11 protein-coding genes are annotated in these 14,799 nt (G+C 63.8%); 8 read left to right on the forward strand and 3 right to left on the reverse strand.

The features are described 5' to 3' along the window. Nucleotides 1–328: 328 nt before the first annotated feature. The 6 genes from NGM99_RS08135 to NGM99_RS08160 are packed head-to-tail and all read left to right on the forward strand — an operon-like array spanning nt 329 to nt 6,249. Nucleotides 329–1,582, forward strand: a complete 1,254-nt coding sequence (locus tag NGM99_RS08135) for a sarcosine oxidase subunit beta (RefSeq protein WP_252817880.1) — start codon at nt 329–331, stop codon at nt 1,580–1,582. Further along, on the forward strand, nt 1,582–1,998 hold the full coding sequence (locus tag NGM99_RS08140) for a hypothetical protein (RefSeq protein WP_252817881.1): 417 nt from the start codon (nt 1,582–1,584) through the stop codon (nt 1,996–1,998). The genes NGM99_RS08135 and NGM99_RS08140 overlap by 1 nt, the downstream gene beginning before the upstream one ends. 18 nt (nt 1,999–2,016) lie before the next feature. Next, nucleotides 2,017–2,445, forward strand: coding sequence for a sarcosine oxidase subunit delta (locus tag NGM99_RS08145; RefSeq protein WP_252817883.1), 429 nt, complete (start codon nt 2,017–2,019; stop codon nt 2,443–2,445). After that, on the forward strand, nt 2,445–5,441 hold the full coding sequence (locus NGM99_RS08150) for a sarcosine oxidase subunit alpha (RefSeq protein ID WP_435371408.1): 2,997 nt from the start codon (nt 2,445–2,447) through the stop codon (nt 5,439–5,441). Before NGM99_RS08145 ends, NGM99_RS08150 begins: the two co-directional genes overlap by 1 nt. Next, on the forward strand, nt 5,434–5,985 hold the full coding sequence (locus NGM99_RS08155) for a sarcosine oxidase subunit gamma (protein ID WP_252817886.1): 552 nt from the start codon (nt 5,434–5,436) through the stop codon (nt 5,983–5,985). The genes NGM99_RS08150 and NGM99_RS08155 overlap by 8 nt, the downstream gene beginning before the upstream one ends. A 54-nt stretch (nt 5,986–6,039) precedes the next feature. After that, nucleotides 6,040–6,249 (forward strand): hypothetical protein, encoded by a 210-nt coding sequence (locus NGM99_RS08160; protein ID WP_252818491.1) that lies wholly within the window; start codon nt 6,040–6,042, stop codon nt 6,247–6,249. 61 nt (nt 6,250–6,310) lie between these two features. On the opposite strand, the gene NGM99_RS08165 is transcribed toward NGM99_RS08160, so the two are convergent. The 3 genes from NGM99_RS08165 to NGM99_RS08175 all read right to left on the reverse strand — a co-directional run bounded on the left by NGM99_RS08165 (nt 6,311) and on the right by NGM99_RS08175 (nt 11,316). Next, nucleotides 6,311–6,787: a MaoC family dehydratase gene (locus NGM99_RS08165; RefSeq protein ID WP_252818440.1), complete on the reverse strand. Its 477-nt coding sequence runs from the start codon at nt 6,785–6,787 to the stop codon at nt 6,311–6,313. A gap of 104 nt (nt 6,788–6,891) precedes the next feature. After that, the gene (locus tag NGM99_RS08170; protein WP_252818442.1) at nt 6,892–10,008 is read right to left on the reverse strand and encodes an efflux RND transporter permease subunit; all 3,117 of its coding nucleotides are present in this window, start codon (nt 10,006–10,008) and stop codon (nt 6,892–6,894) included. Nucleotides 10,009–10,080: 72 nt separating this feature from the next. Then, nucleotides 10,081–11,316: an efflux RND transporter periplasmic adaptor subunit gene (locus tag NGM99_RS08175; RefSeq protein WP_252817887.1), complete on the reverse strand. Its 1,236-nt coding sequence runs from the start codon at nt 11,314–11,316 to the stop codon at nt 10,081–10,083. Between the two features lie 354 nt (nt 11,317–11,670). Here NGM99_RS08175 and NGM99_RS08180 point away from each other — a divergent pair, with 354 nt between their 5' ends. Together NGM99_RS08180 and NGM99_RS08185 are read left to right on the forward strand one after the other, a co-directional pair. Continuing rightward, nucleotides 11,671–13,230 carry an amino acid permease gene (locus tag NGM99_RS08180; protein WP_252817889.1) on the forward strand — a complete coding sequence of 520 codons (1,560 nt, stop codon included), beginning with the start codon at nt 11,671–11,673 and terminating at the stop codon, nt 13,228–13,230. 87 nt (nt 13,231–13,317) lie between these two features. After that, nucleotides 13,318–14,688 (forward strand): glutamine synthetase family protein, encoded by a 1,371-nt coding sequence (locus tag NGM99_RS08185; RefSeq protein WP_252817891.1) that lies wholly within the window; start codon nt 13,318–13,320, stop codon nt 14,686–14,688. Nucleotides 14,689–14,799: the final 111 nt, after the last annotated feature.

Consider the following 14,799-nt stretch of genomic DNA (forward strand, 5'->3'; position numbering starts at 1 on the left):
TTACCAGAAGTCGGCCGGCCTGTCGAGAAGCTTTGTATCACTTATGGCTCCTGGGTCACCGGTGCCGCCATCCGACGGCGCACCACAAGCGTCACGATCGCGACGGCCGCTACCGACACTGCAACTGCGATAAGGAACGAGATGCCCGACGTCTCAAGCGGGAGGACATTTCTCGATCCCTTCGTGAGCGCCTCTGATGAGCGCTTGACGCAAAACGGCGAATGTTGTCGCAAAGCAGCGCGAAGCTCGCCAGCGCCCATTGCTAGTGCTAAAGCTCTCGGACCGATCAAATATTGAGCCCCACAGGGGACGCGAGCTGGACAGACGGATGCGCAAATATTCGGTATTCGCCATCGCGCGCGAGGCGATGCGAGGCCACAAAGGCTGGAACGAGCAGTGGGGTTCGCCCGAGCCCAAGTCCGAATATGATGTGATCATCGTCGGCGCCGGCGGGCATGGTTTGGCGACCGCCTACTACCTCGCCAAGGAGCATGGCGTGCGCAACATCGCCGTGCTCGAGAAGGGTTGGCTCGGTGGCGGCAATACGGGTCGCAACACCACCATCATCCGCTCGAACTATCTCTACGACGAGAGCGCCAAGCTTTACGACCATGCGGTGAAGCTGTGGGACGGGTTGAGCCAGGACCTCAACTACAACGTCATGTACTCCCCGCGCGGCGTGATGATGCTCGCGCACAACGTGCATGATGTTCAGGTCTTCAAGCGCCACATTCATTCGAACCGCCTGAACGGCATCGACAATGAGTGGCTGACGCCTGAGGAAGCCAAGGAATTCTGCCCGCCGCTCAACATCACCAAGAATGCGCGCTATCCGATCATGGGCGCGGCACTCCAGCGGCGTGGCGGTACGGCGCGCCACGATGCGGTGGCTTGGGGCTATGCGCGTGCGGCATCCGCGCGCGGCGTCGACATCATCCAGAACTGCGAAGTGACGGGCATCCGCCGCTCCGGCAACGGCCATGTGACGGGTGTGGAAACCACACGCGGCTTCATCGGCGCCAAGAAGGTCGGCGTGGTCGCCGCCGGCCATACATCGGTGCTGATGCAGATGGCCGATGTGCGCATGCCGCTCGAAAGCTATCCGCTGCAGGCGCTGGTGTCCGAGCCCGTCAAGCCGGCTTTCCCCTGCGTGGTGATGTCCAACACCGTGCACGCCTATATCTCGCAGTCCGACAAGGGCGAACTGGTGATCGGGGCGGGCACCGATCAGTACATCTCCTATTCCCAGACGGGCGGGCTTCACATCCTCAACCACACGCTGGATGCCATCTGCGAGATGTTCCCGATGTTCGCGCGCATGAAGATGCTGCGCTCGTGGGGTGGCATCGTGGATGTGACCCCCGACCGTTCGCCGATCCTCGCCAAGACGCCGGTGCCGGGGCTCTATGTCAATTGCGGCTGGGGCACGGGCGGCTTCAAGGCGACGCCGGGTTCCGGCCACGTCTTCGCCCACACCATCGCCAACGACAACCCGCATCCGCTGAATGCCGCCTATACGCTCGAGCGCTTCCGCTCGGGCCGGCTGATTGATGAGGCGGCAGCAGCGGCCGTGGCGCACTGATGTTGGCACTGGCCTTGGCCGCGTCGGTGTTTCCGGCGCTGGCGAATGAGAAGAGCTTCTTCCACATTCCAGGCGCGGACGATTTCCGCACCCAGCGGATCACGCGCGCCGGAGCGGCGGAAAAGGACTGGCCGTTCACGGTGCCGGAAGGCACGTTGCTCTGCGCCTATGTGATGGGGCGGCCGGTGGTTTATTTCGTGGCCGACCATGACGACACCTCGGATGATGCGTCGCGTGCGGTGATCGTGTCGGTCGATCCGATGGATCTCTCCTTCGGCAATATGGGCGCGCAGGAACTGGTCGAGCGGCCGGGCGATCTCGCCAGGCTCATCCCTCGCATGGCGCCTTTCGCACAGGCCGGCGAGCGCCTGTGTGACCAGCCGCCGGGTGCTGCCCTCGACTCCGGTGAACTCTGACTTTCGGACCCTGAAACCATGCTTCTGATCCGCTGCCCCTATTGCGAGGAAGAACGGCCGGAACTCGAATTCCGCAATGGCGGGCAGGCGCACATCGCGCGCTCCACCGATATCGTGCAGGAATCGGCCGAGGCCTTCGAGCGCTTTTTCTTTATCCGCGACAATCCGAAGGGCGTGATCTTCGAGCGCTGGCGCCATATCCATGGCTGCGGCCGCTTCTTCAACGCGGTGCGCGACACGATCACCGACAAGTTCCACCACACCTACAAGGCCGGTGAACCGCAGCCCGACTTGAACGAGCTGATCGCGGCGAACGAAGACCGGCGCATGGACGAGGGCCGGGGCGACATGCCGGCCGATCAGGGGCCGGGTTCCTGGGCCAATGTGCCGCCGGACCAGATCAACGTGGCGGAACCCGCTGCGGACGCTTCCAAGGGAGACGCATGATGGCCGAGCCTGCTTCCTTCCGCGTTTCCGGCAAGGGCCGTCTCGGCTCGAAAGGTGCCAACTTCACGTTCGACGGCGCGAGCTATCAGGGCGTCGAAGGCGATACGCTCGCTTCCGCTCTGCTTGCCAACGGCGTGCATCTCGTCGGACGCTCGTTCAAATATCACCGTCCGCGCGGCATTCTTTCGGCAGGGGCCGAAGAGCCCAACGCGCTGGTCAATATCGAGCGCGATCCGAGCCGCAAGGTGCCGAACGTGCGCGCGACCGTGCAGGAAATCTATCCGGGCCTGAAGGCGGTCTCCCAGAACCGCTGGCCTTCGCTCGCCTATGATGTGGGCGAGGTGAACAACATCGCCTCGCCGATGTTCTCGGCGGGCTTCTACTACAAGACCTTCATGTGGCCGAAAAAGGCTTGGGAGAAGTTCTACGAACCCAAGATCCGTGCGGCAGCCGGTTTGGGCGTGGCCCCGGATCTGCCCGATCCCGATCACTATTCGCAGCGCTTCGCTCATTGCGACGTGCTGGTGCTGGGCGGTGGCGCGGCAGGCATCGCGGCCGCAACGGCCGCGGCGGAAAGCGGCGCGCGGGTGATCCTGTGCGACGAGCAGGCCGATCTCGGCGGCGCGTTGCGCTTCGAGGCCGGCGCGATGGTCGAAAACAAGCCGGCATGGGACTGGGCACAGGAAGCGATCGCGAAGCTCGCGGCCAATGATCGCGTGCGTGTTCTGCCCCGCACCACGGCTTTCGGATATTATGCGCAGAACTTCGTGGCGCTGGCCGAGCGCGTGACCGATCATCTCGCGAGCCCCAATCCCGGTCTGCCGCGCGAGCGGCTGTGGCAGGTGCGCGCGGGCCGCGTGGTGATCGCGACGGGCGCCATCGAGCGGCATATGGTGTTCGCCGACAATGATCGCCCCGGCATCATGCTGGCCTCCGCCGCGCGGACCTATCTCAACCATTACGGTGTTTCCGTCGGCCGCAAGGTCGGCGTGTTCACCGCGAACGATTCCGCCTATCAGGCGGCCATCGACCTGAAGAAGGCCGGCACCGAGATCGCGGCCATCGTCGATATCCGTCCGGCCTCCGAGGGTGATGCCGTGCAACAGGCACGCGCGCTCGGTATCGAGGTGCTGTCGGGCCATGCGGTGGTCAAAACCGGCGGCCGTCTGCGCGTCTCCTCCATGGCCGTGCGCTCGGTGAATGTCGGCGCGGAACGTGTGATCCCGGTCGATGCGCTTCTGATGTCGGCCGGCTGGACGCCTTCGGTGCATCTGTTTTCGCAATCGCGTGGCCGCGTGGCCTTCGACGAGGCGAGCCAGCGCTTTCTGCCGGGCACCTATGCGCAGGCCTGTGTTTCGGTCGGCGCCTCGAATGGCACCGACAGACTCGAGGCCACGCTCGAGGAGGCTTATGCGGCCGGCGAAAAGGCAGCCAAGGAGACGACAGGCGGCACAAAAAGCGCCGCGCGTCCTGCCGGCGTCTCGGGCGAAGCGTTCGCGGGCGGCATGCTCGGCACCACGCCGGGCGCCGAGAACGGCACCACGGTCGCGGCCTTCGTGGATTTTCAGAACGATGTCACGGCCAAGGATATTCGGCTCGCCGTGCGCGAGGGCATGCATTCGATCGAGCATGTGAAGCGCTTCACCACCAACGGCATGGCGACCGACCAGGGCAAGACCTCGAATATGCACGGGCTGGCCATCGCCGCCGAAGTGCTGGGCAAGGATATCCCGTCGGTCGGCCTCACCACCTTCCGTGCGCCCTATACCCCCGTCACCTTCGGCACCATCGTGGGCCATGCCAAGGGCGAACTGTTCGATCCCACCCGCCGCACGCCGATCCACCCCTGGGCGGAAGCACAAGGAGCGGCGTTCGAGGATGTCGGCCAGTGGAAGCGCGCCTGGTATTTCCCACGTGCAGGCGAGGACATGCACCGCGCAGTGGACCGCGAATGCAAGACGGTGCGTGAGACCGCAGGCCTGTTCGATGCCTCCACCCTCGGCAAGATCGAAGTGGTCGGGCCGGACGCCGCGAAATTCATGGAGATCCTCTACACCAATCCATGGGAGAAGCTCGAGGTCGGCCGCTGCCGCTATGGCATCATGCTGCGCGAGGACGGGTTCATCTATGATGATGGCGTGGTTGGCCGTTTGGCATCGGACCGCTTCCACGTGACCACCACCACCGGCGGCGCGCCGCGCGTGATGAACCACATGGAAGATTATCTCCAGACCGAGTTCCCCGACCTCAAGGTCTGGCTGACCTCGATCACCGAGCAATGGGCGGTGATCGCCGTTCAAGGTCCAAACTCGCGCAAGATCATCGAGCCGCTGGTGGAAGGCATCGACATTTCGGATGCCGCGATGCCGCATATGTCTGTGCGCGAGGGCAGGATCTGCGGTGTGCCGACCCGTCTCTTCCGCATGTCGTTCACCGGCGAACGCGGTTTCGAGGTCAATGTGCCGGCCGATTACGGGCAGGCGGTGTGGGAAGCGCTTTGGGCGGAGGGCCAGAAATACGGGGCCTGCGCCTATGGCACGGAATCCATGCACGTCCTGCGCGCGGAGAAAGGCTACATCATCGTCGGCCAGGAAACCGACGGCACGGTCAGCCCCTATGATGCCGGGCTCGATTGGGCCATCGGCAAGAAGAAGCGCGACTTCGTCGGTATCCGTGGCTTGAAGCGTTCCGACCTCGTTGCAGATGGCCGCAAGCAACTCGTGGGCCTGCGCACCAAAAACCCGAGAACGGTTCTGGAGGAGGGCGCGCAGATCGTCGCCAACCCGCGCGAGCCCGTGCCGATGACGATGCTCGGCCATGTCACATCGTCCTACTGGTCGGAGAATTGCGGCCATTCGATTGCGCTTGCCCTTCTGCAGAATGGCCGCAAGCGCATGGGTCAAACCCTTTGGGTGCCGATGCCCGATGGCGCGATCGAAGTGGAAGTGACCGGCACCGTGTTCTTCGATCCCGAAGGAGGCCGCCTCAATGGCTGAGACTGCAACCGCGCAACGCCGCACCTCCCTTGAGACACGCGGCTTCGACGCCAAGGGTGCGTCGCTGACGCTGGCTCCGTCCTCATTCCGCGTGTCGTTGCGTGCACCGGAGGCGTCGATCTCTGTGCTTGAAGAGGCGCTTGGCCTGTCGCTTCCGCGCCTGCCCAAGACTTCCTCGGAAGAGGGGACCCGCGCCGCGCTCTGGCTCGGACCGGACGAATGGCTGGTGATCGACACCGAGACCGATCCGCTCACAGCCTCTCGCGGCGTCGAGGCCTTGCATTCGGCGGTCGATATCTCGCACCGCAATGTCGGCATCGTGGCGTCGGGCGCCTATGCGGCCGAGGCGGTCAATGGTGGATGTCCGCAGGATCTTTCACCGGAGGCTTTTCCTGTCGGGGCGTGCTCGCGCACGGTTCTCGGCAAGATCGAGATCGTGCTCTGGAAGAAAGCGGAGAACAGCTTCCACATCGAATGCTGGCGCTCGTTCAGCCCCTACGCCTTCGCCTTCCTGACAGCGTCCGCACGCGACGCGGCGGCTTGAGGGAACGGGCGCGGTCCGCCTCCGTTCTCGCAGGCAAAGTGGAGTGCGAGAGCGATGAGTGAGATCGAGGCGAACAACGACAACACCATTCGCGAGGATGGCCGGGAAAGCAAGAACCCGCAGTCGAAGGATTTTCCTGTAAGGGAAGACGAGAACCGCGACGCCGAGGAACGGCTGGAGGAAGGCTTGGAAGAAAGCTTTCCGGGCAGCGACCCCTTGGCGATCACCAATCCGAGCAAACCGGGACGGCCGGAGAAGGAGTGAGGGTTTCGGCTGAAATGAGGGTGACGTTCCCGATATCGGGCAGGTGAGTCAGAGGCCGGGCTCACCCCTCGGCCGTATCCGGTCCTAACAGCGTCAGCCACCGTGCCGTCATCGCGGGCTTCGCCGACCCTTCCACTTCCAACACCACATCATGCGCGATGTTGATCCAGCCCGAGGGCCTGATCCGCAACTCCGCCAGTGTGAACCGCCCACGTATGCGCGCGCCGCTCTTCACTGGCGTCACGAAGCGCACTTGATCGAAGCCGTGGTTTACGCCGACGCGCTCGCCTTTCACCGGCCGTACACTCTCGAAGAACAGCGCTGAGAGCAGGGAAAGTGTCAGAAAGCCGTGCGCGATGGTGCCTCCGAAGGGAGTCTCGGCGGCGCGGACCGGGTCGACATGGATGAACTGATGATCGTCCGTCGCATCGGCGAACTGGTCGATCATGCTTTGCGTCACCTCCCGCCAAGGTGAAACGCCGACTTCGAGGCCGATGCCCTTTTCCAGATCCTCGACGGAAACGGGTTCGAGCTTCATGGGCGAGCGTGGATCGGTCATGATGGGGCTTTCTCTGGCAGTGCGGCCCTCACTGCCCGATCATTCCAGACGCGCCAAGCCCCAATCGTGCCCTTCGGTGCCCGCTACTCGGCAGGCGCCGGCATCGCCGAACCGTTGGCGGCCTCCAGCTCGCGCTCAAGCCGCGCATCCTCTTCCGCCTTGGGCGTCACGAAGCGGCCGAGCAGGAGATAGGCGACGGGGGTCAGGAACAACGTCGAGAACGTCGCGAGACCCAAGCCGCCGACGATCACCCAGCCGAGCGCGATGCGCGCTTCGGCGCCAGCACCCGAAGCCAGCACCAGCGGCACGCCGCCGAGAATGGCGCAGATCATCGTCATCATCACCGGACGTAGGCGGATGACCGAGGCCTCCTCAATGGCTTCGCGCACATTGCGACCGCGATCGCGCAGCTGGTTGGCGAATTCCACGATCAGGATGCCGTTCTTGGCCATCACGCCGACAAGCAGCACGAGGCCGATCTGGCTGTAGGCGTTGAGGCTCGTATTGGTTAGAAGCAGTGCGAAGACGGCGCAAGCAAGGCCGAGCGGCACGGTCGCCATGATGATGACCGCACTGATGAAGCTCTCGAACTGCGCTGCGAGCACAAGCAGGATGATCACGATGGCGAAGCCGAAGACCAGGATCATCGAGCTCGACTGCTCGCCGAGCGTCGCGGCTTCCGCCAGCGGCAGGATGCGCGTGCCTTCGGGCAGAAGCGGGGCCGCGATCTGCTGAACCTGCGCATAAGCGTCGCCCAGCGCGAAGTCGCCCGCGAGGCTCGTCGTCACGGCCACCGCGCGGAGCTGCTGCTCGCGCGACAGCGAGGGCGGCACGGCGATTTCCTTGAGGCTCGCAATGGTCGACATCGGCACGAAACGGCCATCGCTCGTTTTCAGGAAGACGTTTTCGAGATCGGTCGGGTCGTTGATCGGATTGGTCGTGGAAAGGAGCTTCACGGGATAGGAGCGGTCGCGGATGAAGACTTCTGCGACTTCGCGTCCGTCGAGCACGGACTGGATTGAGGCCGCGAGGCCCGAAATGTCGATGCCGAGATCGGCAGCGCGCTCGCGGTCGATGGACACGGCGAGCTGCGGCTGTGTGGCGTCGGTCGAAAGGCGCGGCTGCTCGAAGCGCGGGTCGCGCTCGAGCGCTGCCACGATATCGGTCGCAGCCTTGCCGATGGTTTCGTAGTCGGGGCCGACCACGGCGAATTGCAGGCCTGAGCCCGCACCGCGAATGCCGAGCGAGTTGGGCTGGTTGGCGACCACGCGGACACCGGGCACCTCGCGCCGCACCGCGCTTGTGATTTCGGCTGCGATCGTCTGCTGGGAGCGCGTGCGCTCGGCCCACGGCGCCAGCGAGATGACCATGAAGCCGTTCGAAGTCGAGCCGCCCTGGCCGACATTGGCGAAGGTCGCCGTCACCTCGCCCTTCTCGCGCAGCGGTTCGATCAGCTGCTCGATGCGGCGCATCTGGGCCGTGGTGTAGTCGAGGCTGACGCCTTGCGGAGCCGTGATGCGCAGCATCACCATGGAGCGGTCCTCGGTCGGCGTCAGCTCGGAGCGGATCAGCCCGAACGCGCCATAGGCTGCTGCCGCGAAGATCGCCGAGATCAGCACCACGATCAGCGGTGCATTGAGGCAGGCGCGCAGAATACGGCGATAGAGGCCCGAAAGAAAACCGCCGACGCGGAGAAACAGGCCCGGCTGATGCTCGATATGGCCGTCCGCCGAGGCCTTCAGCATGCGTGAGGCGAGCATGGGGCAGAGCGTCAGGGCCACCACGGCAGAGAGTGCCACGGCGATGGCCAGCGTGAAGCCGAATTCGCGGAACAAGCCGCCGGTCTGGCCCGGCAGGAAGGAAAGGGGCACGAACACGGCGGCAAGCGTCGCGGTGGTCGCGATGACGGCGAAGAACACTTCCTGTGTGCCGAGCACGGCGGCGGCACGCGGTCCCAGTCCCTCGTTGCGCCGCCGCACGATGTTTTCGAGCACGACGATCGCGTCGTCCACCACGAGGCCGGTGGCGAGAACCAGCGCCAGAAGTGTCAGAATATTGAGCGAGAATCCCGCGAGATAAACGGCAGCCAGCGTGCCGATGAGCGCAACGGGCAGCGACAGGCCGGGGATCAGCGTCGCGCGCCAATCGAAAAGGAACAGGAAGATCACGAGGAGAACAGCAGTCACCGACAGGCCCAGCGCGATCTCGACTTCATGGATGGCGCCGTCCACGAAACTCGCATCGTCGCTCGTCACCTTGATGTGCATGCCTTCCGGCAGCGTCTCGCTGATGCGCGCCACGGCAGCGCGCACGCCTTCCGAGATGTCGAGCGTGTTCGACTGCGCCTGGCGGATGATGCCTAGACCGATGCCGGTCTTGTTGTCCGAGCGCAGCGAGGTCGTGCCGGGATCGCCACCGAGCGTGACCTTGGCGACGTCACCGAGCTTCACCCGGCGATTGATGTTCAGATCCTCGAAGGCCTCGGGTGTGGAAACCGTCGCGGTCGCCCGTACGATCAGGTCGGAACTGCCGGACTCCAGCGATCCCGCCGGCGCATCGAAATTGACGGTTGCAAGCGTCCGCGAGACATCGGCCACAGTCAGCCCGAGCGCGGCGAGCTTGGACTGATCGAGGTCCACGCGAAAGATCTTCTCGCGGTCGCCATAGATCTGCACATCGGCGACGCCGGTGACGGCCGCGAGCTGGTCGGAAATCTGATCCTCGACATAGACGGTCATGTCTTCGACCGGCATCGTGTCGGATGTCACCGCAAGCCGCATCACCGCATCGGCGTTGGCGTCCGCCTTGACGATACGGGGCGGGTCCATGTCGTCGGGCAACTGATTGGCGACGCGCGAAACCGCATCGCGCATATCGGCAGCGGCGACGTTCAGGTCGATATCGTCGCCGAACTCGACGCTGACCCGCGACTGGCCATAGGATGAGGACGAGGAGATCTTCTGCACGCCGGAAACGCGCGACACGGCACGTTCGATGACATCCGTCACCTCGCGATCCATGGTTTCGGCTGCGGCCCCGTCATAATCGGAGTTGATGGTGACCACGGGTCGGTCGACGTCGGGCAATTCACGGATCTCGATGCCCGCGAAGGCTGCCAAGCCCGCCACGATGATCATCATGTTGATGACGAAGGCGAGTACTGGGCGGCGCACGAAAAGCTCGGTCAGGCCTGCGCCCATCTGCGGCTTTGCACCGTGCGGGTTGGTCTGTGCTATCCCGCCGTCGGGAGCGTGTGTTTCTTCGCTCACGGCTCAGAGCTCGCTTGTTGAAGCGCGAGGACCCGAGATCGAGGTGTCGGGACCGCTGGTGGGTGTTGTCGGCTCGCTGCCGGCCACCTGCACCTCCGCACCCTGACGCACGGTGTGAATGCCTTCCGTCACCACACGATCACTCGAGGAGAGGTCGGCCTGCACCAGAACGTCTTCGGTGTTGCGCTGGACGATGCGCACGGGCACGCGCTCGGCCTTACCCTCGCGCACGGCCCAGACGAAGGCGCCGTCGGCACCCCACTGAACGGCGAGCGGATCGACAGCCGGATAGCTGTCGCCGGGAAAGCGCATGGTAATCTGGAAGGACTGCCCGGCACGCAAGGCGTCGTCGGGGTTCGGGATGCGGGCACGGACCTGAAGCGTACGGCTCGCCTCGTCCACACGACTGTCCACCGCGTTCACCTCGCCGTCGATCACTTCGTTGGGACGTGCGATGGCAACAGCCTGCAGGGCTGCGCCGACCTGGATCGTGCTGGCGAAACGCTCCGGCACCCAGAAATCGACGAGCAGGCTCGAGCGGTCGTCGATGGAGGCAATCGTCGTGTCGATGGCGACTGTGTTGCCGACCTCGATCGGCACGATGCCGATCACGCCACCGATGGGCGAGAGCACCGAGCGGCGTTCGAGCGCGAGTGCCGCCTCGCGCTCGAGAATCTGCGCATTGTTGACCGCGAGCTGAGCCTGGGTCTGCTGGACGCTGGATGCTGTGTTGGAGCGCACAAGCGTGTTGGTGCGTTCGAGTGTCGCCTGCGCGTCCTTGGTTGCGATACGGGCGCGGTCGAGCGCGAGCTGTTCGCCCTCGGAATCGAGCTTGGCCAGCACATCGCCCGCCTTTACCTGCTGGCCGGACTTGACCAGAACCTCGGTGACGCGCCCTGCGGAATAGGGTTTCACGGTGACGGATGCGAGTGCACGGCCGGTGCCGATGGCTTGCAGCCTGTCGTTGATCGTGCCCTGCCGCACGGCCTGCGCGATCACGACGCCGCGTTGCCCGCCGTTTCCGCCACGCCGGCCACCGCCGCGCTCGCCATTGCCGCCGGCTTGCGCCTGCTCTCTTTCAGATGCGGTCGTCTTGGCCGGCGCAATCGCTGCCACCACGCCATTGTCGAGGCCCCAGCCTGCCAGCGTGTCGGCCGCACCCGGCACGAAGCGCAGCCATGCCACGGCGCCGAGCAAAAGCACGATCACGGCAATGACGATCTGCTTCCAAGCGGCCATGCGGACTCCGGATGAAAATGCGGCTGGTCGAAAGACAAGCGATATGAATGCTGGTTTCTCGCGGCGAGATAAGGGCGAAGTGCCTCGCTGCAAGGGATTCCACTCCTCATATGGGCCAAGCGGTGCGCTCGCGCACATTAAAAATCGGAAAGGTGAGACACGGCGGTTCGATTGACCGTTTCGGTTTTCCCCCGCTTTGTGCGCTGGCACCATGCCGGACTGCGTTGTGACCTTTGACAACTCGCTGCGGCGGGAGTCTCATGGCCGGCGCGGCAATCGAGCTGATCCAACCAAGCTGGATGCCGCGATTTGGCCCGCGAGTGGAGACGCGGGCGCGCCAGCGATGAGGGGATCATGACCGCGCGCGACCACAGTGACATCGAAAGATCCGAGGACGTTCAGATCCTCCATTCCATGGGCTATGCCCAGGAACTCGAACGGCGCATGAGCCAGTTCTCGAACTTTGCCGTTTCATTCTCGATCATCTGCATCCTGTCGGGCGGCATCAACAGCTTGGCGCAGGCGACATCTGGCGCGGGCGGGGCTGCGATCGGCATCGGTTGGCCGGTGGGCTGCTTCGTGTCCCTGGTCTTTGCGGTGGCCATGGCGCAGATCAGCTCCGCCTATCCGACGGCGGGCGGCCTCTATCACTGGGGCTCGATCCTCGGAAACCGGTTCACCGGCTGGCTGACCGCCTGGTTCAATCTGCTCGGCCTCGTCACCGTGCTCGGCGCCATCAATGTCGGCACCTACTATTTCTTCATGGGATCGTTCGGCACGCCCTATTTCGGGCTGACCGACACGACCGTGACGCGCATCCTGTTTCTTGCCGTCATCACCGGTGCACAGGCGCTGGTGAACCATATGGGCATCGGTCTCACCGCCAAGCTCACCGACTTCTCGGGCTATCTGATCTTCGTTTCGGCCATTGCGCTGGCGCTGGTCTGTTTGGGGGCAGCAGACTCCTATGAGTTCGGCCGTCTCTTCACATTCGCCAACTATTCCGGCGAGGCGGGCGGCAATGTGTGGCCGCAGAATTCGGGCGCATGGGTATTCCTGCTGGGCCTCCTGCTGCCGATCTATACGATCACCGGCTATGACGCGTCGGCGCACACTTCCGAAGAGACGCTCAAGGCCGCGCATTCCGTGCCGCGCGCCATGGTCTGGTCGGTGATCTGGTCGGCCGTGTTCGGCTACATCATGCTCTGTGCCTTCGTGCTCATGCTGCCCTCGATGGATGAAGCGGCCGCGCAGGGCTGGAACGTGTTCTTCTGGGCCATGGACACACAGGTGCACCCTGTCGTGAAGGACATTCTCTATCTGGCAATTCTGGTCTGTCAGTGGCTCTGCGGCCTGGCGACCGTCACTTCCGTGTCGCGCATGATCTTCGCCTTCGCACGCGATCGCGGGCTTCCCGCGTCCCGCGCCTTGTCGAAGGTCAGTCCCGTCCACCGCACACCGGTCGCCGCCATCTGGACGGGCTCGATCCTGTCGGTGCTTTTCGTCTGGGGGTCGTCGCTCGTGACGATCGGTGACACGCCGGTCTATACGATCGTGGTGTCCTGTACCGTCATCTTCCTGTTCTTCTCCTTCGCCATTCCGATCACGCTCGGGCTTTTCGCCTGGGGCACGTCGAAGTGGCAGAAGCAGGGGCCTTGGAACCTGGGCGAGGGCGTGTTCAAGCTCTTTGCCGTGCTTTCCATCCTCGCCATGATCCTGATCTTCGTTCTCGGCATCCAGCCGCCGAATGAATGGGCGCTCTACATCACGGTCGGGTTCCTGGTCCTCACCGGTATCATCTGGTTCGTGTTCGAGAACCGCCGCTTCCGCGGACCACCCATCGGTGATGAAGTCGCGCGCCGTCAGGCCGAGATCGCAGCAGCGGAACGTGCCGTGGGCGAATCCGGCCGCTGAGCCAATCGCTCGTGAAGTCGTGGCCGGCTGATCACCGGCCACGCTCTCGTTTAAGCCTATCCAGACGCCCACATTTTCGGAGCCATCATGGCCGGTAATCTTTCGTTCGAAGACCTGAAAAAGGAAATTTCCTCTGGCGAGATCGACACGGTGCTGACCGCCGCTGTCGACATGCAGGGCCGCCTGATCGGCAAGCGCTTCGAGGCAGGGTTCTTCGCACGATCCGCCCATGACGAAACCCACGGCTGCAACTACCTGCTCGCCAACGATATCGATATGGAGCCGGTGCCCGGCTACAAGGCGGCAAGCTGGACCAAGGGCTATGGCGATTTCGTCATGAAGCCGGACCTGTCCACGCTGCGCCGTGTGCCATGGCTCGAAAAGACCGCGCTGGTGCTTTGCGACCTGCAGGACCATCACACCCATGACGACCTGCCGCACTCGCCGCGCGGCATTCTGAAGCGTCAAGTCGAGCGCCTGAAGGAGCGCGGCTATCTCGCTTATTTTGCGTCCGAGCTCGAATTCTACCTCTTCGATGAAACCTACAAGGCAGCGCGCGAAAAGCACTGGAGCGGGCTCGAAACCGCGTCCCCTTATATCGGCGACTATCTGATCGGCATCACCACCAAGGAAGAAGGTGTGATGCGCGCCATTCGAAACGGCTTGGCGGGTGCAGGCATCGAGATCGAGAACTCCAAGGGCGAGTGGGGGCCGGGCCAGGAAGAGATCAATGTGCGCTATGCCGATGCGCTCGAAATGGCCGACCGGCACGTCATCATGAAGAATGGCTGCAAGGAGATCGCCGAGAACCACGGCAAGGCGATCACCTTCATGGCGAAATACGACTATGCGCTCGCCGGCAATTCCTCGCACATCCATAATTCGCTGTGGAGCGCGGATGGCAAGACGCCGCTCTTCTTCGATCAAAACGCCGAATATTCCATGACGCCGCTGATGCGCTCGTGGGTGGCGGGCCAGCTCAAATATGCGCGGGACTATACGTGGTTCCTGTGCCCCTACATCAACTCCTATAAGCGCTTCCAGGCCGGCACGTTCGCGCCCACCAAGATCACATGGAGCCGCGACAATCGCACGGCCGGCTTCCGCCTGTGCGGGGAGGGCACCAAAGGCCTGCGCATCGAATGCCGTGTCGGCGGCGCCGACCTCAACCCCTATCTCGCCTTCGCCGCGCTGATCGCCGCGGGTCTCAAGGGCATCGACGAGAAGCTCGAACTGTCCCAGCCCTTCGAGGGCGATGCCTATTTCGCCGAGAGCCTGACGGAAATTCCGAAGACCCTGCGTGAAGCGATCGACACGCTGGAAGCCTCGGCTCTGCTCAAGGAAGCATTCGGCGAAGAGGTGGTCGAGCACTATCTCCACACCGCGCGCTGGGAACAGCTCGAATATGACCGCCGCGTCACGGATTGGGAGCGTCATCGCGGGTTCGAGCGGTACTGACGGCCCCGTTCCGAAACCTCTTGATTTCAGCGCGCCTGCCAGTGGCGGCGCGCCGGTCTCGGCGATAAAAGGCGCTTCTCGCGATAATGTCGCCGCGCCGTGCGAAAGTTC

It is taken from the genome of Mesorhizobium liriopis, assembly GCF_024053505.1.
In the GTDB taxonomy this organism is placed as follows: domain Bacteria; phylum Pseudomonadota; class Alphaproteobacteria; order Rhizobiales; family Rhizobiaceae; genus Mesorhizobium_B; species Mesorhizobium_B liriopis.